We start from the raw sequence: 22284 nt of genomic DNA, 5'->3' as shown, positions 1-22284 counted from the left end.
GATGCACCGGGGCCGCCGCAGCGCCATGATGGTGGGATGCCGACCGTCGACAGCGCAGCTGAGCGCGCCCGCGCCGCGATCCGCGCCGCCATCCTCGACGGCACGCATCGGCCGGACACCATGCTCAGCGAGAACGAGCTCGCCGCGCAGCTCGGCATGAGCCGCACGCCCGTTCGGGCCGCCCTCATGCGTCTGCAGGACGAGGGTTGGATCACGATCTACCCGAAGCGCGGGGCGCTCGTCCGCTCGCTCAGCGACCGGGAGATCGCCGACCTCGCCGACGCGCGGTTGATCCTCGAGGCCGCCGGTGTGCAACGCGCGACCACGGCTGCCAGACGGGCGCTCGCCGACCGACTCGAGCCCGGCCTCGAGGCGCAGCGCGCCGCCCTCGCGGCGCGCGACCTCGATGGATTCGTGACGCTGACCATCGCGTTCCACCGCTCGTTCGTGGAGGCGGGTGGCAATCGCACCCTCGCCGAGATCGGCGACCGGCTCACCGCGAGGCAGCGCCTGCTGCTGAGCGCGCACCGGGACTCGCTCTTCGAGCGGCCCGACCAGGTCATCGACGAGCACCGCGCCCTCGTCGAACGACTGCGCGACGACGATCCGGCGGGCTTCGCCGAGGCCCTGCGCACCCACTTGATGGAGACGCACGGACCCGAACTGGGCCCGATCTGAGCGGTAGCGTCAGTCGTCGCCCCGCACCGGCACCGTGAGGCTCGCGCGCCGGTTCAGCAGCTCGGGCACGAAGCCCGCCGCCTCCTTGTACCGGTTCGCGATCTCGGCGCGTTCGGCGTACGGCACGACGAGCTCGATGTCGCCGAAGCCGCCGGGCGCCCGCTCGTAGGCCAGCTGCATGACCTGTTCCGGCCCCATCGACCGGTTGCTGAGTGTGATCGCCGTGGTGCGGGGGCGACGCTCCGACTCGTAGGCGCCGAGCGCCACCTCGACGGAGTCGATCGTGCCGAGCTGGAACGCGAGCGTGCGGGCATCGATGATCGCCTGCGACGCGCCGTTCGAGCCGATCGGGTACATCGCATGCGCAGCGTCGCCGAGCAGGGTCTGCGAACCGAAGGTCCAGGCCGGAATCGGATCGCGGTCGACCATCGGGTACTCGAGGATCTCGTCGGCGGCGCCGATGACGGCGGGCACGTCGAGCCAGCCGAAGTCCCAGTCGGCGAAGCGACCGAGCACGGCGCTCGGGTCGGCGCCGCGGTTCCAGTCGCTCGCGCCCGGCTCGGGGTCGTCGGAGCGGTACTCGGCGATGAAGTTCACCGTCTGCAGCCCGTCGTCACCGACCGCCGACAGCGGGTAGGCCACGAACTTCTGCATCGCGTCGCCCGCCATGATCATCGTGAGCCCGTCGAGGTACGGTCGCACGCGTGCCGTGCCGCGCCAGAGGATCAACCCGTTCCACACCGGCGCACCCTCGTCTGGATAGTGCTGGCGGCGCAATGCGCTGTGGATACCGTCGGCGCCGATCACGACGTCGGCCGCGACCCGCGTGCCGGCATCCGGGCCGCCGACGATCGCGACGCTCGAGCGCGCACCCTCGCTGCGGGCGTCGCCGACCGGGCTGCCGAGGCGAATAGCATCGGCGCCGAGACGCTCGAGCACGGCGTCGCGCAGCAGGAGCTGCAGGCGCCCCCGGTGCACGGAGTACTGCGACCAGTCGTAGCCGGCGGCACGCCCGCGCGGCTCGGTCCAGATCTGCTGACCGTGGCGGTTGAAGTACGACAGCGTGCTCGTGGCCACGCCGAGCGCTGCGAGCTCGTCGCCGAGGCCGAGCTCGGTGAGCTCGCGCACGGCGTGCGGCAGCAGGTTGATGCCGACGCCGAGCGGCCGGATCTCGGATACCGATTCGTACAGGGTCACGTCGTCGATGCCTGCTGCATGCAGCGAGAGAGCCGTCGTCAGGCCGCCGATGCCGGCTCCCGCGATGAGGACGTTCATGGTGTGGTTCTCCAGTCGATGGTTCGGTGCAGGGCTCGGGCGCGCTCAGTTCTGCGACACGGGGTCCTCGAGCTCGCTCGCCTCGGCGGTCACGGCCTCGAGGTTCCACTCGGGTCGCGGCACCGAGTCGATGAGCAGCCGCGTGTACGGATGCTGCGGATCTCCGAGCAACTCGACCGTGCGGCCGCGCTCGACGATCGCGCCGGTCTTCATGACCACCGTCTCGTCGCAGAGGCGGCGCACGACCGCGAGGTCGTGGCTGATGAACAGCACCGTGAGGCCGCGCTCGCGACGGATCTCCTCGACGAGGGAGAGCACCTGCGCCTGCACCGACACGTCGAGCGCGCTCGTCGCCTCGTCCATGACGAGCACGTCGGGTTCGATCGCGAGGGCCCTGGCGATCGCGACGCGCTGCCGTTGCCCGCCCGAGAGCGTGCGCGGTCGCGCCTGGGCGTGCACGTCGCCGAGTCCGACCTGCTCGAGCAGGTCGATGACACGTGCCCGAGCGTCGGTCGTGCTGAGGCGGCGGTGCAGTCGCATCGCGTCCTCGATCGCCTTGCCGGCGGTGATGCGCGGGTCGAGCGACAGGTACGGGTCCTGGAAGACCATCTGCACCGAGCGGGCGTGCTCGAGCCGTTCGACGCGCGAGCTCGGCACTGAGGTGCGCTCGCGTCCGGCGATGCGGATGTCGCCGGCATCCGCCTGTTCGAGCCCCACGATCATGCGGGCGAAGGTCGACTTGCCCGAGCCCGATTCGCCGACCACGCCGAGGGCACCGCCGCGCGGGATCTCGATCGAGGCGTCGATGACGGCGTGCACCGGCTCCTTGCCCCGGCGCACGTACGTCTTCGAGATGCCGCTCGCCGAGAGCATCGGCTCGGCCGAAGCCGAATCGGATGCCTCGCCCGTCGCCGCCGCCGCACCGATCGCCGCCGAAGTCGTCATCGCAGCGGCATCCGTGCCCGGATCGACCGTCGCGGCGGAATTGCGCGCGACGATGATCGTGGGCGTGGCCGCGACGAGTCGCTTCGTGTAGGCCGCCTGCGGGTTGCGGAACACCTGACGGGCATCGCCCTGCTCCTCGACCCGGCCCGCGCTCATGACGTAGACGCGATCGCAGATCGCGGCCGCGAGGTTCAGGTCGTGGGTGATGAAGAGCATGCCCATGCCGCGGCTCGCTCGCTGTTCGGCGAGCACCCCGATGATCTCGGCCTGCGTCGTGACGTCGAGCGCGGTCGTCGGTTCGTCGCAGATGAGCAGTCGCGGCGAGCTCGTCAGCGCACCGGCGATCATGACGCGCTGCAGCATTCCGCCCGAGAGCTCGTGCGGATACTGGTGGAAGTGCTCCTCGGGGCGCGGCAGGCGCACCGCCTCCATGAGCGAGATCGCGACCGCCTTCGCCTCCGCGGCCGAGCGGCCATCGCAGAGTCGCATCGTCTCGGTGAGGTGGTCGCCGACCGTGCGCATGGGATTGATGCCGGCCCTCGGGTCCTGGAAGATCATCGATGCCCGGGTGCGCCGCAGCTCGAGCAGATCCTTCTTGCTCGCGTCGAGCACCGACTGATCGAGCAGCTGCACCGATCCGCCCATCGTCGCGCGGCTCGGCAGCAGGCCGAGCACGGAGCGGGCCGTGAGCGATTTGCCCGAGCCCGACTCGCCGACGAGGCCGACGGTCTCGCCTTCGGCGACCGTGAGGCTGATGCCGTCGAGCAGTCGCCTGCCGTTCGGCAGGTCGAGCGTGAGCTCTGCGATGTCGAGGAGTGTCATGCGGGGATCTCGCCTCCGATGCGGTCCGAGAGTTCTTCGCCGATCACGTTGACCGCGACGACGACGAGCACGATCGCGACCGCGGGCACGAGCGCCGGAAGGAAGTAGCCGCCGATGAGGCCGGCTTGCGCCTCGTTCACCATCGCGCCCCAATCGGCGGTCGGCGCCTGGACGCCGAGGCCGAGGAACGAGAGGGCGGCGAGCTCGGCGAGCACGTAGCCGAAGTTCAGTGTCGACTGGGCCCCGACGATCGGCATGACGTTGGGCAGCACTCGGCGCAGCGCGATGAACGCACCGCCGAATCCCTGCACCCGGTACGCCGACACGTACGGGCGTGAGCGCTCCGAGGCCACGAGCGAGCGCGTGAGGCGCGCCACGAAGGGGGCGTAGGCGATGCTCATCGCGATGACCGGGGCGACGAGGCCCTTGCCGAACAGCGCGACCGCCATGATCGCGATGAGCAGCGCGGGGAACGCGAAGATCACGTCGAAGATGCGACCGAGCACCGAGTCGATCCAGCCGCCCCGCCATCCGGCGAGGAGTCCGAGCAGGATGCCGACGACCGTCGAGAAGACCACGACGAGCAGCGGCGCCAGCAGCGCGGTGCGCGCACCGTAGATCATCCGGCTCAGGGTGTCTCGGCCGAGCGCGTCGGTGCCGAGCCAGTGGGCCGGACTCGGGCCCGCCTGGACGTTGAGCAGGTCGACCTGGTTGGGGGCGTAGGGGGCGATGAACGGCGCGAAGATCGCGGCGAGCGTGACTGCGCCGAGGAACACGGCGCTGACGAGGAACGTGGTGCTCGAGCGACGCACCCGCGGGGCTCGCAGCACCTTCATGGCGAGGGTGGGAGTCGTCATCGGGCACCAGCTCCTGCAGCGGCTCGGGGGTCGATCCACGGTTCGAGGACGTCGATGATGGCGTTCACGACGACGAACGCCGTGACGATGAGCAGCACGATCGCCTGCACGACCGGGAAGTCGAGACGGTCGACCGATGCGACGAGGAGCGAGCCGATGCCGGCGAGGCCGAACGCCGCCTCGACGATCGAGCTCGCAACGAGGAGGCCGGCCACGAGTACGCCGCTGACGGTGAGGATCGGGCCGATCGAGTTGCGGAAGACATGCCGACGGATGACCGTGCCCCGCTTGAGACCGCGGCTCGTGGCGACCTCGACGTGCTCACGGCCGAGCTGCTCGACCATCGAGGAGCGGGTGACCTTGCCGACGAGCACGACGAACACGATCGCGAGCGCGATCGACGGCAGCACGAGGTGATAGATCGTGTCGAGGAACCCCTCGCCCGAGCCGAACGACGGGAACCAGCCGAGCTGCACCGCGAAGATCGCGATCAGCACGATGGAGCCGACGAACGACGGGATGGCGCCGAGCACGGTGAGACCGATGAGCACGGCCCGGTCGAGCACCTTGCCGCGGTTCAGCGACGCGATGATGCCGGAGGTGAGGCCGACGATCGCGATCATCGTGCCGGCCATGACGACGAGGCCGAGGGTCACCGGCAGGCGGTCGCCGATCACCTGCGAGACATCCTGCCGGTACTGCAGGGAACGACCGAAGTCGCCCTGCAGCACGCCGGTCAGCCAGTTGAGGTACTGCTGCCAGGGCGGGAGGTCGAGCCCGTACTGGGCCGTCACGAGCGCGACGGCCTCAGGGCTGGGCTTCCGGCCGCGCAGCAGGAAGCTGACGGGGTCGCCTGGCACGAGGAAGCGGGAGAAGAAGACGAGCAGTGATGCGAGGAAGAGCGTGAGGAGCAGGCCGCCGAGCTTGCCCGCCACCCGGCGGAGCGTGGTCATCGAGAGACCGCCGCTCCGCCGAGGTGGATCGGGCTGGGCCCACCGGTGCTAGCGTGCGCCAATGGTTGCTGCCCAGGGGTAGTACAGGTAGGCGACCGAGGGCGCCACGCCGGTGATGCGCTCGCCCAGGAACAGGGTCGTGGGTCCCTCGAACAGCGGCAGCCACGGGAGCTCGGCGTTCGCGATCTGCTGCGCCTCCGCAGTCTTCTCCGAGCGCTGCGCCGGGTCTTCGATCGCGATGGCCTCGTTGACGATCGCATCGAACTCCGGGTCGGACCATCCGCCGTAGTTGCTGAACTCGCCGGTGCGCAGCACGCTGTACATCTCGAGCGGGTCGGGGCTCGAGAGGTACCACGCCGTGTAGAAGAGGTCGACGCCTTCACGGGCGCTCGGGTCGGAGAACAGCGCGGTGTATGCGTTGGGGGTGACCGTCTCGATCGTGACCTTCAGCCCGATCTGCTCGGCGGCGGCCGCCGTGGCCTGGGCGTAGACGTTGAAGTCGCTGCCGAGCGGCGCGGTCACGTACGTGAGCTCGGCGCCCGTTGCACCTGCCTCTTCGACGAGCTTCTTGGCGGCTTCGATGTCGTAGGGGTACTGGTCGACATCGGTGAACGCACTCGTCATCGCCGTGTCGCTGGCACCGACCCAGACCGATTCGGTCGTGAAGACATCGGTCTGGGTGCCGTAGCCCTTGAGCGCTGCGTCGATGATGCCCTGGCGGTCGATGGCCATGAGCAGGGCCTGGCGCACGCGCACGTCGCCGAGCGGGCCGTCGAGATTCGAGATGACGAGGTTGGAGACCGCGGTGTTCAGGCCGAACAGCATGTCGCCCTTGTCGGAGTCGCGGAGCTGCGGCACCGCATCCGCGGGAATCATCCAACCGCCGTCGACCTCGCCCGACTTCAGGGCGTTGGTGCGCGCATTGGCGTCGTTCATGAAGAGGAACTCCACCTCACCCGAGCGAGCCGTGAGCTCGGGATCCCAGTAGCCGTCGTAGCGCTCGAGGGTGATGGACTCGCCCGACTTCCACTCGCCGAAGCTGAACGGACCGGTGCAGTTCACGCCGCCGGTCGAGTTGCCGTAATCGGCGCCCTTCTCGGCGAGCGTGGCGGCCGACTCGATGACACCGGCGGAACCGCCCATGCCGAGGTTGAACTGCGAATCGGGGCCGGTCATCGTGACCGTGACCTGGCGGTCACCGGTCTGCTCGATCGAGGCGACGTTCTGGTAGTTCGTGTACCACGAGGAGCCGACGGCCGGGTCGAGGTGTCGGCTCATCGAAGCGACCACATCGGCCGCGGTGAGGGGCGTGCCGTCGTGGAAGGTGACGCCGTCGCGGATCTCATAGACCCAGGTCTCGGGCGTCGGCTGCGAGAAGGACTCGGCCAGTCCCGGCGAGAGCGTGTAGTCGGGGTTCAGTCGAAGCAGGGATTCGCAGACGTTCGCGAGCACCATGTTGTCGGCGTAGTCGAACGCGTACGCGTAGTCGAGCGAGTAGGGCTCCGCGTAGTTCGCCCACGTGAACGAGTCGATGTCGCCCGACGGCGCATCGGTCTGCGTGGTGTACTCCCACTCGGCGGGCTGGGCCTTCTCGGGCTCGGCGGCGCTGCAGCCGGTCATGGCCAGGGCGGCTCCGAGTCCGGCGGCGACGATCGTCGTTGCACGACGTCGGCTCCGCCGCGATGGCATGGCAGGTGTTGGGGACATGGTGGCTCCTCGTTGTCAGGCAGTGCGGGTGAAGGCGGACGTGCCCTCGATCCAGGTGGAGGTCACCGTCGCGCGGTGGATCTCCTCCTTGGGGAGGCTGAAGGGGTTCGGTTCGAGCACGACGAGGTTCGCGAGATATCCCTCGCGGATGTAGCCGGTGTCGTGGTCGCGGTGGTTCACGTAGGCGGTGCCCGAGGTGTACGCCGCCATCGCCGTGGCGAGGTCGAGGCGCTGGTGCTCGCCGCCGAGGGGTTCGGCGTCGAGACCGGGCGCGATGCGGTTGACGGCGATGTGAATCGCGTCCATCGGGTCGGCGCTCGACACCGGCCAGTCGCTGCCCGCCGCGAGGCGGGCACCGTTGCGGACGAGGTCGCCGAACGGGTACTGGCGGGCCTCGGCGCCGTCCTGGAGGAACGGCAGGGTCAGCTCGTCGATCTGGTCCTCGTGAGTCGCCCAGAGCGCTTGCAGGTTCGCGATCGCGTCGAGCGGTGCGAAACGCGCGGTCTCGGACTCCTCGACGATCTGCAGGTGCGCGAGGTGGTGCCGGCCGTCGGTCGGGCCGTTGGCCGCGCGCGCCGCCTCGATCGCGTCGAGCGCCTCGCGCACGGCACGGTCGCCCAGGGCGTGGAAGTGCACCTGCATGCCGGCGGCGTCGAGCTCGGTGACGACCTGCTTCAGGAAGGCGGGGTCGACGAAGGAGAGCCCGCTGTTGTCGGTGTCGTGACCGTGGCTGTCGCGGTAGGGCGTGAGCATCGCGGCAGTCTGGTTCTCAGCGACCCCGTCGACCATGATCTTGGTCGTGCCGAGCGAGTAGTGAGCGATCGTGCCGGCCTCGACGAGCTCATCGCGACGAGCGACCATCTGCTCGGCCTGCTCGATGCCGCCGTCGCGCTCCCACCACTGGGCGCCGACCACGTGCACGCGGAGCGTGCCCTCGGCGACGGCACGGCGATACACGCCGTCGATGTCGTCGACGCCCGAGAGCGAGCCCACCATGGCGTCCTGCCACCCGGTGATGCCGAGCGCGACGAGCTCGTCCTGTGCGCGCAGCAGGCCGGCGTAGGCGAAGTCGGCGCTGAGGACGGGTCGGACGCTCTCGAAGAGGTGTTCGGCGCCCTCGTGGAAGGTGCCGGCCGGGAAGCCGTCGGCCTCGCGCTCGATGCGACCGTCGACCGGGTCGGGGGTCGACGCGTCGAGACCGGCGAGCGTGATCGCCGCGGTGTTCGCCCATGCGCTGTGGTGGTCGCGGCTCGAGAGCAGCACGGGTCGGTCGGGCACGACCGCGTCGAGCAGGGCGCGCACCGGCGCGCCGCCCGGGTACTGGTCCATCGACCACCCGCCGCCGAGGATCCACGCCTCGTCGGGGTTGGCGTCGGCGTAGGCCTTCACCGTCGCGACGGCCTCTTCGGCGCTCTCCGACTCGGTGAGGTTGCACATGAGCAGCTCGACGCCGGCTCCGATCGGGTGCACGTGCGCGTCCTGGAAGCCGGGGCTCAGCAGTGCCCCGTCGAGTCGGATGACCTGCGTTCCCTCGCCGATGAGCGCCTGCGCGGCGGCCTCGGGAACGACCGCCGTGATGCGATCGCCGGTGACGGCCACGACGTGACCCTGAATCGGTTGGCCGGTTCCTGTGAACACGGCCGCTCCGGTGAACAGCACATCGGCAGCGGACACGTCGCCCTCGCTTCCTCGTCGAACGGGTTGGTGAAGGTGACGTTAGCGACGCTCCAGCACCGCTGTCAACTGTGTTGACAACATTGTGATCGCATTCGTTATGCTGGCGTCATCGAGCGCGGCTCAGGTCCGAACGGAGGCCGGAGCGTGGCACGATGGACTTCGAACTTCGAGGATGAAGAGGGCGATTTGACAGCGACAGGTACCAACCGCGGCGGTGCCGCGCGCGCGTCGACCGGCCGGGCTCGCCTCGACCGCGAATCGATCGTGGCCGCGGGCCTGGAACTCGCCGCGACCTCTGCGACGACGACGATCTCCGTTCGCGAGCTCGGCACGCAACTCGGTGCCGACCCGACGGCGATCTACCGTCACTTCCGCAGCAAGGAGCAACTCATGGAGGCGCTCCTCGACGAACTGACGCTGCGCAGCGTGTCCTCCGTCACCGCCGAGAAGTCCGACTGGCGCGAGCGGCTCCGGCAGCTCTCCCGCTCCACGTTGACGCAGTACTCGGCCCACCCGGCCATCGGCGCCGAGGCGATCGTGCTCACCACTCACGGACCCGGTGAGCTCGAGGCGATCGAGATCATGCTCGAGGCGTTCGCCGAGGCAGGCCTCACGGGCGACGACGTCGTGCGGCACTACGCGCTCCTCGCCTCGCACGTGCTCTCGAGCGCTGCCGGCATCGCACGCGGACGCGCCGAGCGCGGCGACGGCCCAGAACCCGGGCCGTGGTTCGACGGCCCGATCCTCGCCGACCCGCGCCGGTTCCCCCTGATCACCGCGTTCAACAGCGAGCTCGCCGACCTGAAGGACGAGGAGCTCTTCCTGCTCGGTGTCGAGGCCGTCATCCAGTCGGCCGAGCTGACGGTGGCGCGGAACGCGGAGTAGCCCTCAACTCCGCGCGGCGGGCGCCGGGCGAAGCGATGCGATGCCGAATCTCGGCCCCTCGCGCCGTACCGCCCCCGGCGTCGAACCATGGTGGCGCTTGAACGCTCGTCCGAACGAGGCCTCCGAGGAGTAGCCGACCCGGCTCGAGATCGACGCGATCGGGTCGGTCGTGCCCGTGAGTTCCGCGTACGCCTGCTGGAGGCGCCAGCCTGCGAGGTAGCGCATCGGAGGTTCGCCCAGCAGGGCGCTGAACCGCTCGGCGAATGCCGACCGTGACATGTTCGCCTCGCGGGCGAGCTCGACCAGGCTCCAGTCGTGGTCGATGCGGGCGTGCATGCGGCCGAGTGCGCGCCCGACGTGCGGGTCGCGGAGGGCGGCGAGCCATCCGGTGGCCGATGGAGCGGAGTTGCGCAGCCACGAGCGCAGCACCTGCACGACGAGCACGTCGGCGAGGCTCGTCATGACCGCCTCACCGCCCGGCTGGATGCTCTCCGCCTCCCGCGCGAGCAGGCGCAGCACGGTCTGGAACGCCCCCGCCTCGCCGTCATCCCAGGAGTCGACCCGGATGAGGGCCGGGAGCTCCTCGATCATTCGAGCGGAGAGCGGACCGTCGACCTGCATCGCGGCGTACGCGATCAGGGTGCGATCACCCCCGCCGCCGATGCGCATGTGCTCGTAGGTGTCGCTCACCTGCTCGACGGGGATGTCGAACAGCGGCGTGCTCGGTGCATCCGCCGCGCTGAGCAGTCGATGCGACGCTCCGCGAGTGATGAGCGCTGCACTGCCCGCTTCGAGCTCATGCTGCTCACCGTCGATCTCGAGCACGCATCGGCCCGCGAGCACGACCGGAAGCATCATGAATCCTGCGAGCTCGGGGAACCCCACACCCCACGGTGCCGTGAGCTCGGCGCGGCAGTAGAGGGCGCCGGTGAATCGGAGCAGTTGCAGACCGTCGCCCAGCGAATCGCCGGTGACCGGGTGGCGCGGGTTGACCATGCATCCAGCGTGCCATGCCGGTCTGCCGAGGATCCTGACTTCTGGACGATCGGCACAATGATTCGGCGTCTGAGTGATTGTGCGTCCGGAGCGAGGCATCGAAGCTGGATGCATCAGCACTCCACCGAAAGGACACCATCATGACTACGAACTTCGCCGTCATCGGCGCCACCGGCAAGACCGGCCGCCGAGTCGCCGACCTCCTCGAAGCTGGAGGCCGCACCGTGCGCCGGCTCGCCCGCGGCACGAGTCCGGCGTTCGACTGGGAGCGCCCGGAGGACTGGGCCGCGGCGTTGCAGGGCGTCGATCGACTGTATGCCGCGTACGTCCCCGACCTCGCGGCACCGGGCTCCGAGGCCGCGATCACCCGTCTCGCCGAGCTCGCGGACGAGGCCGGGGTGCAGCGCATCGTGCTGCTCTCGGGTCGCGGAGAAGACGGTGCGCGGCGCTGCGAGGACATCCTGCTCGCATCGAAGGTGCCGGCGACGATCGTGCGTGCGAGCTGGTTCGCGCAGAACTTCACCGAGGGCATGCTGAGCGACGCGGCCCTCACCGGCGTGCTGGCGCTTCCCGCCGGAGATGTGCGGGAGCCGTTCGTCGATGTCGACGACGTGGCGGCCGTCGCCCACGAGGCACTCACGGGCACGGGGCATGAGGGCCGCGTGCACGAGGTGACCGGACCCGAATCGCTGACCTTCGCCGAGGTCGCGACGATCCTGTCCGAGACCACGGGACGCGAGATCGCCTACGTGCCGATGGGCTTCGACGACTTCCACGCCGCGGTCGCCGCCGAGGAGGGCGAGGCCGTCGCGACGATGCTCACCGAACTGTGCCGTGAGACCTTCGACGGCCGCAACGTGCTCCCCACGGACGGCGTGGCCGCGGCGATCGGCCGGTCGCCGCGCGAGGTGCGTTCGGTGCTGAAGGATGCCGCCGCAACTGCCGAGGCGCGATCATGACGCCTCGCTGGTCGGCGCGGCTCGTCCTCCTCGCGGCCGGCATCGTGCTCGTCGGCATCGGCCTGGGGGCGGGCTTCGCCACCACCTGGTTCTACGCCGAGTACGGCATCGCGCTCGACGGGGACGTCCAGCTGATGAGCGAACTCCGCGCCGCCGGGTTCGCGCTCCTGCTGCTCGGCTCGGTCGTCGGGACCTCCGCGTTCCGACCGCGCCTCACGACAGCGGGCGCGACGATCGGCGCGGTCGTGCTGCTCGGCTATGCCGGCGGACGCCTGCTGTCATGGGCGGTCGACGGCGCCCCGTCGACCTCCACCGCGGTCGCGGGAGCGGTCGAGCTCGTTCTCGGCATCGGATGCGCCTCGGTGCTGCTCCTCCAGCGGCGGGATGCCTCCACCGATGCGCCCGGCCGAACATCGCCTGTTCCCTCGAGGGGAAGTGGTTAGGCTCGGCGCATGCCCGCCGCCATCGCCCTCTGCGTGATCCTCGCCGTGCTCGCGCTGTTCCAGCTCGCGCTCGCGCTCGGGGCTCCATTCGGGCACTTCGCGTGGGGAGGGCAGCATCGGGTGCTGCCCGCCCGGCTGCGCATCGGCAGCGCGGCCGCGATCGTGATCTACGCGGTCATCGCGGCGCTCGCGCTCGATCGCGCGGGAGCGATCGACGTCGTCTCCGACGTGGTCTCGACCGTCGGCATGTGGGTCGTGTTCGGCTACTTCGTGCTCGGCATCGCGACGAACGCGATCTCGCGCAGCAAGCCCGAGCGGTACACGATGACCCCAGTCGTCACGGTGCTCGCCGTGCTGAGCCTGCTCATCGCCCTCGGGTAGGCGCAGCGACGCCGTGTCGACACGGCGTCGCTGCGCCTCCCGACCGGAGGGGGGCGATAGCGTTTCGACGAGCGCACACACGCCGCACTTGCCCCGCGAGGAGAACACCAATGACCGACCACGCATCCGACTCCCGCTGGCAGGCGTTCTGGAACCGCGGCGGCTGGTGGAAAGCCGCCGGGCTCGCCGTCGCCTACCTGGCGGTCTACCTCGGCATCGGGTGGCTCGTCGACAACGTCGGCCGCGACGCGATCGACTTCGGGAACCTGTTCGGCGACGCGCTCAGCGTCTTCCTCGCGGTCGGCCTGCCGGTCATCATCGGCTCGGTCATCCTGCTCGCGTTCTCGTGGTCGCTCGGCTGGCTCCCGAAGCCGCTCTTCACCCGGCAGCCCGTGCGCGGCAGCTGGTGGATGTGGATCGCGCCGGCGATCGTGCTCATCCCCGTGCTGCTCCGACTCTTCGGCACCGACTACAGCCAGTACAGCGGCGGCGTGATCGCCGTGACCTTCCTCGTCGGCATCTTCGTCGGACTCTCCGAAGAGCTCCTCACGCGCGGACTCGCCGTGACGCTGCTGCGCAAGCACGGGTACAACGAATGGGTCGTCGCCGTGCTCTCGTCGCTCATCTTCGCCGTGCTGCACTCGAGCAACCTGCTCTCGGGTCAGCCGATCGTCACGGTGCTCACGACCATGGGCTACACCTTCGCGTTCGGCATCATGATGTACCTGACGCTCCGCGTCACGGGAAACCTGATCTGGCCGATCCTCCTGCACGCGATCACCGACCCGACGACGTTCCTCGCCACGGGCGGCATCGACACGGCCGCAGCCGGCGCGCAGAGCCCGCTCCTCGCCTTCGTGACGCCGGCGACGCTGCTGATGGCGGCCTTCGCCCTCATCTCGCTCATCTTCATCCGCGGCCGAGCGAACACCGAGGTGCCGGGGCTGACCGCGGCGCCCGTTCTCGACAGCCCGCCTCGGGCCTGAGGCGCTCGTCGCTCAGTCGACGAGCGCCCCGGCCGTGAGGTTCGAGATCACGCCGGTCATCGAGCGCGCCCGATCGGATGCCGCGAACGCGAGGTACTCCGCGACCTCTGCGAGCGACGGCAACCGGCCGAGCAGCGTCGTGCCGGCGAGGCCCTCGAGCCACTCGTCGCGGCCGATGCCTCCCGCCGCCGCGATGCGGCCGAACATCTCCCCGGTGTACGAGGTGTCGTAGGCGTCGGCCATCGCGTGGGGGCGCACGCAGACGACCCGCACGCCGGCGGGGCCGAGCTCGCCCGCGAGCGCCCGCGAGAAGCCCTCGAGCCCGGCGCTCTGCGCGGCGTTGCCGATGAGGCCCCGGCCCGAGAGGCGCGCGCCGGGCGTCGAGATCGTGAGGATCACGCCGCCGCCCTGCGCGAGCATCGGCCGCGAGACCGCCTTCGCCGTGACGAAGTTCGTCTGCAGGTAGCCGGTGATCGGGTGCAGGTAGTCGGTGAGCGAGGTCTCGGCGATCGGCAGGCCCTGCACGTGGTCGAAGCCCACGGCGTTCAGGGCGATGTCGATGCGCCCCGCGGCATCCGCGACCTCGTCGACGTGCCGGTCGACGGCGGCCTGGTCCATCGCGTCGACGACGGCGATGTCGACGGATGCCCCGAGCTCGCGCGCCTCGGCCGCCGCCGCTTCGAGCCGTGGCAGGCTGCGCCCGGCGAGGAACAGCCGGGCACCCTCTCGTGCGAAGACCCGCGCGGTCGCCGCTCCGATGGAACCGCCCCCGCCGTGGATCACGGCCACCTTGTCATCGAGCAGCATGTGCTTCTCCGTTCTCTGCGAGCGTTCGGGCGAACCGGTCGATGATCTCCGTCCACCCCTCGGTGTGCCGCTGCACGGCCTCCGCGTCGGGCAGGCGCTCGTGGCGCACCTCCACGACGGTCGCGTCGCCGTCGGGCGTGAAGGTGACGCGCACGAGCGAGTCGACCTGGTGCGTGGCGATCGAGCGCCACGTGAACTCGAGCCGGTGCGGCCGGTCGATCACGGTGTAGTTGCCGGCGTGCACGAAGGAGCCGCCCGGGTCGTTCATGGTGATCGCGAACGCCCCGCCGACCCGGCGGTCGGCGACCGCACCCGACGGCGCACTGCCGTCGCGGCGCATCCACACGGCGAGGCTCTTCGGGTCGAGCCAGGCGTCGAAGAGACGGTCGGCGGATGCCGCGATGCGCCGGCTGACCGTGACGACGGCCGTCATCGCCCTGCTCCGCCCGCGGCGGCGCCGCCGGAAGAGGTCGGTGCCCGCGCGGCATCCGCCCCGTCGTCGGTCTCGAGGTCGTCGGCGAGCACGAATGCCTCGAGTGCCGCGAGGCGCTGCTCCCAGAAGTCGCGGTACTGCGTCATCCACGCGACCGCATCCCCGAGCGCCTCGGCGCGGAGCGACAGCACGTGGTCGCGGCCGCGCACGTGCCGCTGCACGAGCTCGGCGCGTTCCAGCACCTTGATGTGCTTGCTCGTGGAGTTCAGCGAGATCGGGAAGGCGCTCGCGAGTTCGGTGACGCGCGCGTCGGAGACGAGGAGGCGATCGAGGATCGCACGCCTCGTGGGATCGGCGACCGCGGCGAGCACGGTATCGAGCTGATATTCACCCATGCGGGTGAATATATGCCCGCTGCCTGCGCGCGTCAAGGGCTGCGCTCGGAGTGACCGCCTCCTCCCCACGGCGGCCGAAGGGTTGCCCGCGTCGCGTGCCGATGACAGGGTGAATCGATGCCGTACGAACCGATGCCCTTCGACCTGCGCACCGAGCGCCTGACGCTTCGACTCTGGGAGGAGCCGGATGCCGCGGGGTACCGACTGCTCGTCGGCGAGCGGGGCGATGCGATGCCGACCCTCGCCGAGGCGAGGGAGGAGATCCGCGGTGCACGCGAGAGCGCGCCGGGGCGCGGCATCCACCTGCTGACGCTCCGTCGCCATGACGAGGGCGCCGGTGACGGCGGGTTCCTCGGATACTGCGGGCTCGTCGTCGGCCGCTCGACCATCGACGAGCCCGAGATCGCGTACGAGCTGCTGCGGAGCGCGCACGGCATGGGATACGCCACGGAGGCGGCGGTCGCCGTCGTCGCCGCGGCGCGCGCGACCGGCCGCGAGCGGCTCTGGTCGACCGTGCGAACGTGGAACACGCCGTCGTTCCGTGTGCTCGAGAAGCTCGGCTTCCGACGCGACCACTCGACGACCGACGACCGGGGCGAGATCGTCTGGAGCGTGCTCGAGCTGCGGTGAGCGCGGCGATCGCACGTGACGACACCGGTGACCGCCGACCGCCGACCGTGTCCGCGGTGTCTGGCAGTCTGGAGTCATGCCGATCGAGGTGCGCCCCGCGACCGAGTTCGATGACGTGGCTGCGGTCGTCGGGCCGAAGAACCCCGCGTCGAACGTGTGCTTCTGCCTGAGCTACCGGCTGCTCTCGTCGAAGGAGAACGTCGCGCTGCGCGGGCCCGAGCGAGCCGAGCGCGTGCGCGAGCTCTGCGCACTCGACCCGCCGCCCGGCGTGCTCGCGTACGACGGCGACGAGGTCGTCGGCTGGGCGGCGGTGCATCCCCGCGCCGACACGAGCTTCGCGAAGAACCGCAAGATCCCGCACGTCGACGAGCTCGATGTCTGGTCGGTATGGTGCATCCGCGTGCGGCCCGGGCACCGCAAGAGCGGCATCAGCCATCACCTGCTCGCCGGTGCGGTCGACTTCGCCCGCGAGCACGGCGCTCCGGCGATCGAGGGCTACCCCGTCGACAACCAGGGTGAGAAGGTCGACCTGACCATGGCCTACGTCGGCACCCGAGCACTGTTCGAGCGAGCCGGCTTCACGAAGGCGGCCGACACCGAGTCCGTCGTGGGCGGGTTCCCGAGGGTGCTCATGCGCCTCGACCTGCGCTGACGTCGGCCGAGCCGGCCTCGTCGGTCGAGGCATCCGCCGTCGCCGCCTCACCGGTCGCCGCCTCGCCGTGCACCGGGTGGCTCCGCTCGAGCGCTGCGCCCTCGACGTCGACATCGGGCAGCAGCCGGTCGAGCCACTTCGGCAGCCACCAGGCGGCCGGGCCGAGCAGGTGCATGATCGCGGGCGTCAGCAGCATGCGCACGACGAACGCGTCGAACAGCACGCCGATCGCGAGGCCGAAGCCGAGCGGGCGCACCATCGTCAGGTGCGAGAAGACGAAGCCGCCGAAGACCGCCGCCATGATGATCGCCGCCGCCGTGACCACGGCGCGCCCTCCGCGCAGGCCCGCGACGACCGCGAGTCGCGCGGGTGTGCCGTGCACGTAGGCCTCGCGCATGCCCGACACGAGGAACAGCTGGTAGTCCATCGCGAGGCCGAAGAGCACGCCCATGACGATGATCGGCGCGAAGTTCAGCACGGGCCCCGGGTTGTGCACGCCGAAGACCTCGCCGAACCATCCCCACTGGAAGATCGCGACCGTGGCGCCGAACGCCGCGAACAGCGAGAGCACGAAGCCGGCGGTCGCGATGAGCGGCACGAGGATCGAGCGGAACACGAGGATCAGGATGATGAGCGAGAGCCCCACGACGACCGCGAGGTAGAGCGGCAGCACCCCGGCGAGCTTCGCAGAGATGTCGATGTTGCCGCTCGCTCCACCCGCGACGCCGAGCTCGACGCCGTCGAGGCCCGCGGCGGATGCCTCATCGCCGTCGATCGGCGACTGGCCGCGCAGCTCGTGCACGAGCGCCTCGGTCGACTCGCTCGACGGCCCGTCGCTCGGCACCACCTGGAAGGCGAAGAAGTCGCGCTCGTCGGAGACGCCCGCCGGCGCGACCGCGACGACGTCGTCGACGCCCATGAGCCACTCGGCGAGATCGGCCTGCGTCGCCACGACCTCGTCTTCGGCGACGCCCTCGGGCAGCGTCGCGGTCACGAGCAGCGGCCCGTTCTGGCCGGCTCCGAACGCATCGGAGACCGCGGTGTAGGCCTGGTAGGTCGTGGCATCGGGCGATTCGGATGCCCCGTCGGGCAGGCCGAGTCGCATCGAGAGCGCCGGGATGGCGATGACGAGGAGCACCACGATCGAGACGACCGCGGTCACGATCGCCCGCCAGGTCGGCATGGCGACGAGCTTCGGCGCGGCGTGCGACTCGTGGCCGATCTCGGCCCGGGCGCGCTTCGAGAGCACGCGCACGCCGATCAGTCCGAGGAGCGCCGGGGTGAGCGTGACCGCGATGAGCACGGCGATGAGCACGCAGACGGCACCGACGGTGCCCATGACGCCGAGGAACGGAATGCCGGTGATGTTCAGCGCGAGCAGTGCGACGAGCACGGTCGAGCCGGCGAAGACGACGGCGTTGCCCGCGGTGCCGTTGGCGAGCCCGATCGACTCGTGCAGCTCCATGCCGGCGAGCACCTGCCGTCGGTGCCGGTTGATGATGAAGAGTGCGTAGTCGATGCCGACCGCGAGGCCGAGCATGACGCCGAGCACGGGCGTCACCGACGACATGTCGACGACGCCCGAGAAGGCGAGCGACCCGGCGACACCGATGCCCACGCCGATGAACGACGAGACGATCGGCAGGGTCGCCGGCAGGAGCGCGCGGAACACGATGATGAGCACGAGGGCCGCGATCAGCACGCCGACGATCTCGCCGATGCCGATGAGCCCGTCGATCGACGCGGCGATCTCCGAGGAGTAGTCGACGTTCACGCCGTCGATGTCGGCGCCGTCGAGCTCGCCGGCGACCTCGGCCTTGAGCTCGCTCGGCAACGAGAAGAGGTCGTCCTCGAACATGACGGCGCCGATCGCGGTGCTCTCGTCGGTGGAGACCGTGCGGATCTCGGCGGCGGCGTCCATCAGCCGCGTGCCGTCCTCGAGTTCTGCGGCCGAGGCGTCGAGCTTCGCTGCGCCGGCGTCGAGCTGCGCCTGCTGGGCTTCGAGCTCCGCGGCGCCCGCGTCGAGCTGCGCCTGCTGCGCGTCGAACTGGGCTGCGGCCTGCTCGTACGCTCCCGCGGCCTTCGCCTGCTCGATCGCCGCGTCGAGCTGCGCCTGCCCCGCTTCGAGCTGGGTGCGCGCGGCATCGAGCTGGGTCTCCCCCGCCTCGAGCTCGGCGCGACCCGCGTCGATCTGCGCGGTGCCGTCGGCGAGCTGCGCGGCCTGGTCGTCGCGAGCGGATGCCGCGGCGAACGGGTCCACGACGCCCGAGACGCCGTCGATGTCGGCGATGTCGGCGAGCAGCGCGGAGATCTCCTCGCGCTGCGCGTCGCTCAGCGCCTCGCCGTCGTCGGTCTGGAAGACGACGGTGCCGGTCGCGCCGCCGAGCCCGTCGAGCCGGGCATCGAGCTGCTCGGTGACACGCTCGGTCTCGGTGCCGGGGATGCTCATGCTCTGCGTGAGGGTGCCTCCGAAGGCGAGGAAGGCGCCGCCGGCGAGCGCGAGCACGCCGAGCCATCCGACGAGCACGAGCCATGCTCGCCGTACGGAGAATCGACCGATGCGGTACAGGAGTTCAGCCATGAGCCGAGGCGCCCTTCGTGAGGTGACAGGTCGGCGCTTCATCGAGCCAACTCGAGGATAACCGACATCTGTCGGAGATCTCACCGCGAGGCGGCATCCTGAACTGACAGAATCCCACTATGGACGTCAGGGTGGAGCGAACGCGGCGGCGCCTGCAGGACGCCCTGCTCGAGCTCGCCCGCGAACGACCGCTCGACGAGGTGACCGTCGCCGAGATCGCGACGCGGGCCGGCGTGAATCGCAGCAGCTTCTACCAGCACTACTCCGACAAGGAGACGCTGCTGGCCGACGCCCTCGACGCGGCCGCGGAGGCCGCGGCCGCGACCCTGCCGAGCAGCTACGAGCCGCCGAGCGGTCCGCCGCAGGCGCTCGTCGTCTTCCTCCGCCATGTCGACGATCACGCCGAGCTCTACCGCTCCGTCTTCGGACCGACCGGCTCGGCCGCCGTGCTCGCCCGACTGCGCGCCCGCATCGACGCGATCGTGCGCGCGGGTTTCGTCTCGGCGGCCTCCGAGGCGTATGACGGGCTGCCGCTCGACATCATCGCGGCGGGAATCACGGGCTCCGCGCTCGGCGTCGTCGAGGCCTGGCTCATGCGCGATCCGCGCCCGCCGGTCGAGGTCGGCGCCGCATGGATCTGGCGTGCGCTGCTCGGCCCGGGAGCCGACTGGGCGTGACGCCGTCGGCGGTCTCCGCTAGGTTGACCCCGACGAAAGGACTGCGATGACCTCCGCATCCGAACTCCTCGCGCTTCGCTCCGAACTCACCGGTACGCTCGTGCTTCCCGACGACGACGCCTACGAGACGGCGCGGACCCCATGGAACCTCAGCGTCGACCAGCGCCCCGCGGCGATCGCGGAGCCGGCGGATGTCGCCGACCTGCAGGCGATCCTCCGCACCGCGGCCGCGACCGGCCTCGGCGTCACCGTGCAGCCGAATGGCCACGGTGCGAACGGCGACCTGAGCGGCGTCGTGCTCGTCCGGCCCACCCGTTTCGACATGCTCGCCGTCGACGAGCAGGCCAGGGTGCTGCGCGCCGGCGCCGGCGTCAACTGGGGCCGCGCGCTCGAACGCCTCGACGGCACCGGGCTCGTGGCGCTCGCGGGCTCCAACCCCGAGGTCAACGTCGTCGCGCTCGCCATCGCCGGCGGTCAGTCGATGTTCAGCCGCCGCTACGGCATCACCGCCCGATCGATCATCTCGGTCGAGCTCGTCGATGCAGCAGGCACGGTGCACCGCGTGAGCGACGCCGACGACGCCGAGCTCATGTGGGCCCTCCGCGGTGGCGGCGGGTTGTTCGGCATCGTCACCGAGATCGAGCTCGCCCTCTATCCCGGCGACGCGATCTTCGGCGGCGGCCTGATGTTCCCCGCCGAGGTCGCAGAGGCGGTCGTCACCGCCGCCTTCGAGCTCGCTCGCGACGAGCCCGAGCTCGGGCTCGACGTCGGCATGATGCACTTCCCCGACGCACCGCAGGCGCCGCCCCACCTGCGCGGCCGAACGGTGGCGACGGTCGCGCTGGTGCACGTCGGCGACGAGGCGACCGGCCGCGCGTTCGCCGATCGCATCGTCGCCGTCGCCGAACCCATCTCCGACACGCTCACGAGCTTCACGATCGGCTCGCTCGCCGCCGTCGCCGCGGAGCCCGTCGACCCGATGCCGTCGGCCGACTACGGTGTGGCCCTCGATGGGCTCGACGACGCCTTCGCGCACGATTTCGTCGACGCGTTCGTGCGCGGCGCCGCGCGTGGCCTCATGCGCTGCAGCATCCGCGCGATGGGCGGCGCGATCGCCGACGAGCTCGGCGCAGAGTTCGCCGCGGTCGGGGCGACGCAGGCCGATGCCCTGATGAGCTGCGGCGTGCTGCTGTTCGATCCCTCGCTCGACGTCGACACCGCCTTCGCGCCGATGCGCGACCTCGCCGCGAGGTATCCGGGTGGCGCGACGCTGCCCACCTTCCTCAGCTCGGGGGCGACGCTCGCCGACGCCTACGATCGCGACGTGCTCGACCGCCTCGCCGCCGTGAAGCAGCGCGTCGACCCCGGCGGCGTCATCCGCAGCAACCGCCCCCTCGGTTGATGGGTGCTGCCGAGCGACGAACGGGTGAGCGCATGGAGCCGCACCGCCTCGATCGCACCGAGGCGCGACGCATCGCGATTCGCGCGCAGCTGCTCGACGCCTCACGACCCACCGGGCTGCTCGACGTCGTGCGGCGGCTCACACTGCTGCAGGTCGACCCGACCGCGGCGATCGCACCGAACGCCGATCTCGTCGCGTGGAGCCGCCTCGGCGCTGCCTACCGGCCCGACGCCCTCGTGCGCGCACTCGAGGACGACCGCACGCTCTTCGAGGTCGACGCCCTCATCCGCCCGATCGAAGACCTCGCGCTGCACCGTGCCGACATGGCGGCCTGGCCGACGTGGCAGCGGTCGGTGGAGTGGCTCGAACAGAACGAATCGTTCCGCCGGGACATCCTGAGTCGTCTCTCCGAATCCCCACAGCCGCTGCTCTCCCGCGATCTCCCCGACACGAGCGTGGTGGCGTGGCAGTCGAGCGGGTGGACCCACAATCAGAACGTCGGTCGGATGCTCGAGCTCCTCACGCTGCGCGGCGAGGTCGCGATCGCCGCCAGACGGGGGCGCGAGCGGCTCTGGGCACCTGCCGACCGGGTCTACCCCGCCGAGCTGCTCGCGGCTCCGATCATCCCGGCCGACGACGCACTGCGACGACGCAACGAGCGTCGTCTGGCGGCGCTCGGCATCGCCCGCGAGAAGTCGACGAAGATGCCGCTCGAACCGGTCGACGTCGGCCAGGCCGGCGAACCCGCCGTCGTCGACGGCGTCCCGGGCGTGTGGCGGGTCGACCCCGAGGCACTCGGCCAGCCGTTCACCGGTCGAACCGCGCTGCTCTCGCCGTTCGACCGGCTCACCTACGACCGTGTTCGCGCCCAGCAGCTCTTCGACTTCGAGTACGTGCTCGAGATGTACAAGCCGGCCGCGAAGCGCCGCTGGGGCTACTTCGCGCTGCCGATCCTGCACGGCGATCGTCTCGTCGGCAAGCTCGACGCGAAGGGCGACCGCAAGACCGGCACGCTCACGGTGCACGCGGTGCATGAAGACGTGCCGTTCAGCCGCGACATCCGCCGCGCCGTCGACGACGAGGTCGCGAGCCTCGCCGAATGGCTTGCGCTCGAGGTCGTCGCGGCCTGATCGATCAGCCTGC

The 22284-nt window shown here is 70.6% G+C and carries 22 protein-coding genes; 11 read left to right on the top strand and 11 right to left on the bottom strand.

The window, feature by feature from the left end; genetic code table 11:
• Window positions 1-36 precede the first annotated feature (36 nt).
• On the top strand, window positions 37-678 hold the full coding sequence (locus ACFCVM_RS17895; RefSeq protein WP_375838082.1) for a GntR family transcriptional regulator: 642 nt from the start codon (window positions 37-39) through the stop codon (window positions 676-678).
• 9 nt (window positions 679-687) lie between these two features.
• Here the strand turns inward: ACFCVM_RS17895 and ACFCVM_RS17890 are convergent, their stop codons facing one another.
• The 6 genes from ACFCVM_RS17890 to ACFCVM_RS17865 are packed head-to-tail and all read right to left on the bottom strand — an operon-like array spanning window position 688 to window position 8911.
• Window positions 688-1953 carry a flavin-dependent oxidoreductase gene (locus ACFCVM_RS17890; protein WP_375838081.1) on the bottom strand — a complete coding sequence of 422 codons (1266 nt, stop codon included), beginning with the start codon at window positions 1951-1953 and terminating at the stop codon, window positions 688-690.
• Between the two features lie 45 nt (window positions 1954-1998).
• A complete protein-coding gene (locus ACFCVM_RS17885) occupies window positions 1999-3720 on the bottom strand; it encodes a dipeptide ABC transporter ATP-binding protein (protein ID WP_375838080.1) in 1722 nt (573 codons plus the stop codon).
• Window positions 3717-4577 (bottom strand): ABC transporter permease, encoded by an 861-nt coding sequence (locus ACFCVM_RS17880; protein ID WP_375838079.1) that lies wholly within the window; start codon window positions 4575-4577, stop codon window positions 3717-3719. Before ACFCVM_RS17880 ends, ACFCVM_RS17885 begins: the two co-directional genes overlap by 4 nt.
• On the bottom strand, window positions 4574-5530 hold the full coding sequence (locus tag ACFCVM_RS17875) for an ABC transporter permease (protein ID WP_375838078.1): 957 nt from the start codon (window positions 5528-5530) through the stop codon (window positions 4574-4576). Before ACFCVM_RS17875 ends, ACFCVM_RS17880 begins: the two co-directional genes overlap by 4 nt.
• A gap of 48 nt (window positions 5531-5578) precedes the next feature.
• Window positions 5579-7237 (bottom strand): ABC transporter substrate-binding protein, encoded by a 1659-nt coding sequence (locus ACFCVM_RS17870; protein ID WP_375838077.1) that lies wholly within the window; start codon window positions 7235-7237, stop codon window positions 5579-5581.
• A gap of 15 nt (window positions 7238-7252) precedes the next feature.
• Window positions 7253-8911: an amidohydrolase gene (locus ACFCVM_RS17865; RefSeq protein ID WP_375838076.1), complete on the bottom strand. Its 1659-nt coding sequence runs from the start codon at window positions 8909-8911 to the stop codon at window positions 7253-7255.
• Window positions 8912-9100: 189 nt separating this feature from the next.
• On the opposite strand from ACFCVM_RS17865, the gene ACFCVM_RS17860 reads away from it, so the two are divergent.
• Complete coding sequence (locus ACFCVM_RS17860; RefSeq protein WP_375838075.1) at window positions 9101-9799, top strand: TetR/AcrR family transcriptional regulator; 699 nt, start codon at window positions 9101-9103, stop codon at window positions 9797-9799.
• Between the two features lie 3 nt (window positions 9800-9802).
• Here ACFCVM_RS17860 and ACFCVM_RS17855 read toward each other — a convergent pair whose 3' ends face one another.
• Window positions 9803-10795, bottom strand: a complete 993-nt coding sequence (locus ACFCVM_RS17855) for a cupin domain-containing protein (RefSeq protein WP_375838074.1) — start codon at window positions 10793-10795, stop codon at window positions 9803-9805.
• Between the two features lie 140 nt (window positions 10796-10935).
• Here ACFCVM_RS17855 and ACFCVM_RS17850 point away from each other — a divergent pair, with 140 nt between their 5' ends.
• The 4 genes from ACFCVM_RS17850 (at window position 10936) to ACFCVM_RS17835 (ending at window position 13564) form a co-directional block, all read left to right on the top strand.
• Complete coding sequence (locus tag ACFCVM_RS17850; RefSeq protein WP_375838073.1) at window positions 10936-11754, top strand: SDR family oxidoreductase; 819 nt, start codon at window positions 10936-10938, stop codon at window positions 11752-11754.
• Window positions 11751-12197, top strand: a complete 447-nt coding sequence (locus ACFCVM_RS17845) for a DUF4345 domain-containing protein (RefSeq protein ID WP_375838072.1) — start codon at window positions 11751-11753, stop codon at window positions 12195-12197. Before ACFCVM_RS17850 ends, ACFCVM_RS17845 begins: the two co-directional genes overlap by 4 nt.
• A gap of 9 nt (window positions 12198-12206) precedes the next feature.
• The gene (locus tag ACFCVM_RS17840) at window positions 12207-12578 is read left to right on the top strand and encodes a hypothetical protein (RefSeq protein WP_375838071.1); all 372 of its coding nucleotides are present in this window, start codon (window positions 12207-12209) and stop codon (window positions 12576-12578) included.
• A 110-nt stretch (window positions 12579-12688) separates the two neighbouring features.
• Window positions 12689-13564 (top strand): lysostaphin resistance A-like protein, encoded by an 876-nt coding sequence (locus ACFCVM_RS17835; protein WP_375838070.1) that lies wholly within the window; start codon window positions 12689-12691, stop codon window positions 13562-13564.
• Between the two features lie 12 nt (window positions 13565-13576).
• Here ACFCVM_RS17835 and ACFCVM_RS17830 read toward each other — a convergent pair whose 3' ends face one another.
• Genes ACFCVM_RS17830 through ACFCVM_RS17820 form a run of 3 tightly spaced genes read right to left on the bottom strand, consistent with a single transcriptional unit; the run spans window position 13577 to window position 15199 of the window.
• A complete protein-coding gene (locus ACFCVM_RS17830) occupies window positions 13577-14371 on the bottom strand; it encodes an SDR family NAD(P)-dependent oxidoreductase (RefSeq protein ID WP_375838069.1) in 795 nt (264 codons plus the stop codon).
• A complete protein-coding gene (locus ACFCVM_RS17825) occupies window positions 14358-14804 on the bottom strand; it encodes an SRPBCC domain-containing protein (RefSeq protein ID WP_375838068.1) in 447 nt (148 codons plus the stop codon). Before ACFCVM_RS17825 ends, ACFCVM_RS17830 begins: the two co-directional genes overlap by 14 nt.
• Window positions 14801-15199 (bottom strand): ArsR/SmtB family transcription factor, encoded by a 399-nt coding sequence (locus ACFCVM_RS17820; protein WP_375838067.1) that lies wholly within the window; start codon window positions 15197-15199, stop codon window positions 14801-14803. Before ACFCVM_RS17820 ends, ACFCVM_RS17825 begins: the two co-directional genes overlap by 4 nt.
• Window positions 15200-15316: 117 nt before the next feature.
• On the opposite strand from ACFCVM_RS17820, the gene ACFCVM_RS17815 reads away from it, so the two are divergent.
• Window positions 15317-15829: a GNAT family N-acetyltransferase gene (locus tag ACFCVM_RS17815; RefSeq protein ID WP_375838066.1), complete on the top strand. Its 513-nt coding sequence runs from the start codon at window positions 15317-15319 to the stop codon at window positions 15827-15829.
• Window positions 15830-15905: 76 nt separating this feature from the next.
• The gene (locus ACFCVM_RS17810; protein WP_375838065.1) at window positions 15906-16481 is read left to right on the top strand and encodes a GNAT family N-acetyltransferase; all 576 of its coding nucleotides are present in this window, start codon (window positions 15906-15908) and stop codon (window positions 16479-16481) included.
• Here the strand turns inward: ACFCVM_RS17810 and ACFCVM_RS17805 are convergent.
• Window positions 16459-19062, bottom strand: a complete 2604-nt coding sequence (locus ACFCVM_RS17805) for an MMPL family transporter (protein ID WP_375838064.1) — start codon at window positions 19060-19062, stop codon at window positions 16459-16461. The genes ACFCVM_RS17810 and ACFCVM_RS17805 overlap by 23 nt on opposite strands.
• A 119-nt stretch (window positions 19063-19181) precedes the next feature.
• Here ACFCVM_RS17805 and ACFCVM_RS17800 point away from each other — a divergent pair, with 119 nt between their 5' ends.
• Genes ACFCVM_RS17800 through ACFCVM_RS17790 form a run of 3 tightly spaced genes read left to right on the top strand, consistent with a single transcriptional unit; the run spans window position 19182 to window position 22271 of the window.
• Window positions 19182-19739, top strand: coding sequence for a TetR/AcrR family transcriptional regulator (locus ACFCVM_RS17800; RefSeq protein WP_375838063.1), 558 nt, complete (start codon window positions 19182-19184; stop codon window positions 19737-19739).
• A gap of 46 nt (window positions 19740-19785) precedes the next feature.
• Window positions 19786-21141 (top strand): FAD-binding oxidoreductase, encoded by a 1356-nt coding sequence (locus ACFCVM_RS17795; RefSeq protein WP_375838062.1) that lies wholly within the window; start codon window positions 19786-19788, stop codon window positions 21139-21141.
• A gap of 32 nt (window positions 21142-21173) precedes the next feature.
• Entirely contained in the window at window positions 21174-22271 is a 1098-nt protein-coding gene (locus ACFCVM_RS17790; protein ID WP_375838061.1) for a DNA glycosylase AlkZ-like family protein, read from the top strand.
• Window positions 22272-22284: the final 13 nt, after the last annotated feature.

This window comes from Agromyces sp. NPDC056389 (genome assembly GCF_042262385.1).
Classification (GTDB): Bacteria; Actinomycetota; Actinomycetes; order Actinomycetales; family Microbacteriaceae; genus Agromyces.
The sequence above is the reverse complement of the archived record's forward strand: the minus strand, read 5'-3'. Positions and strand labels throughout refer to the sequence as shown.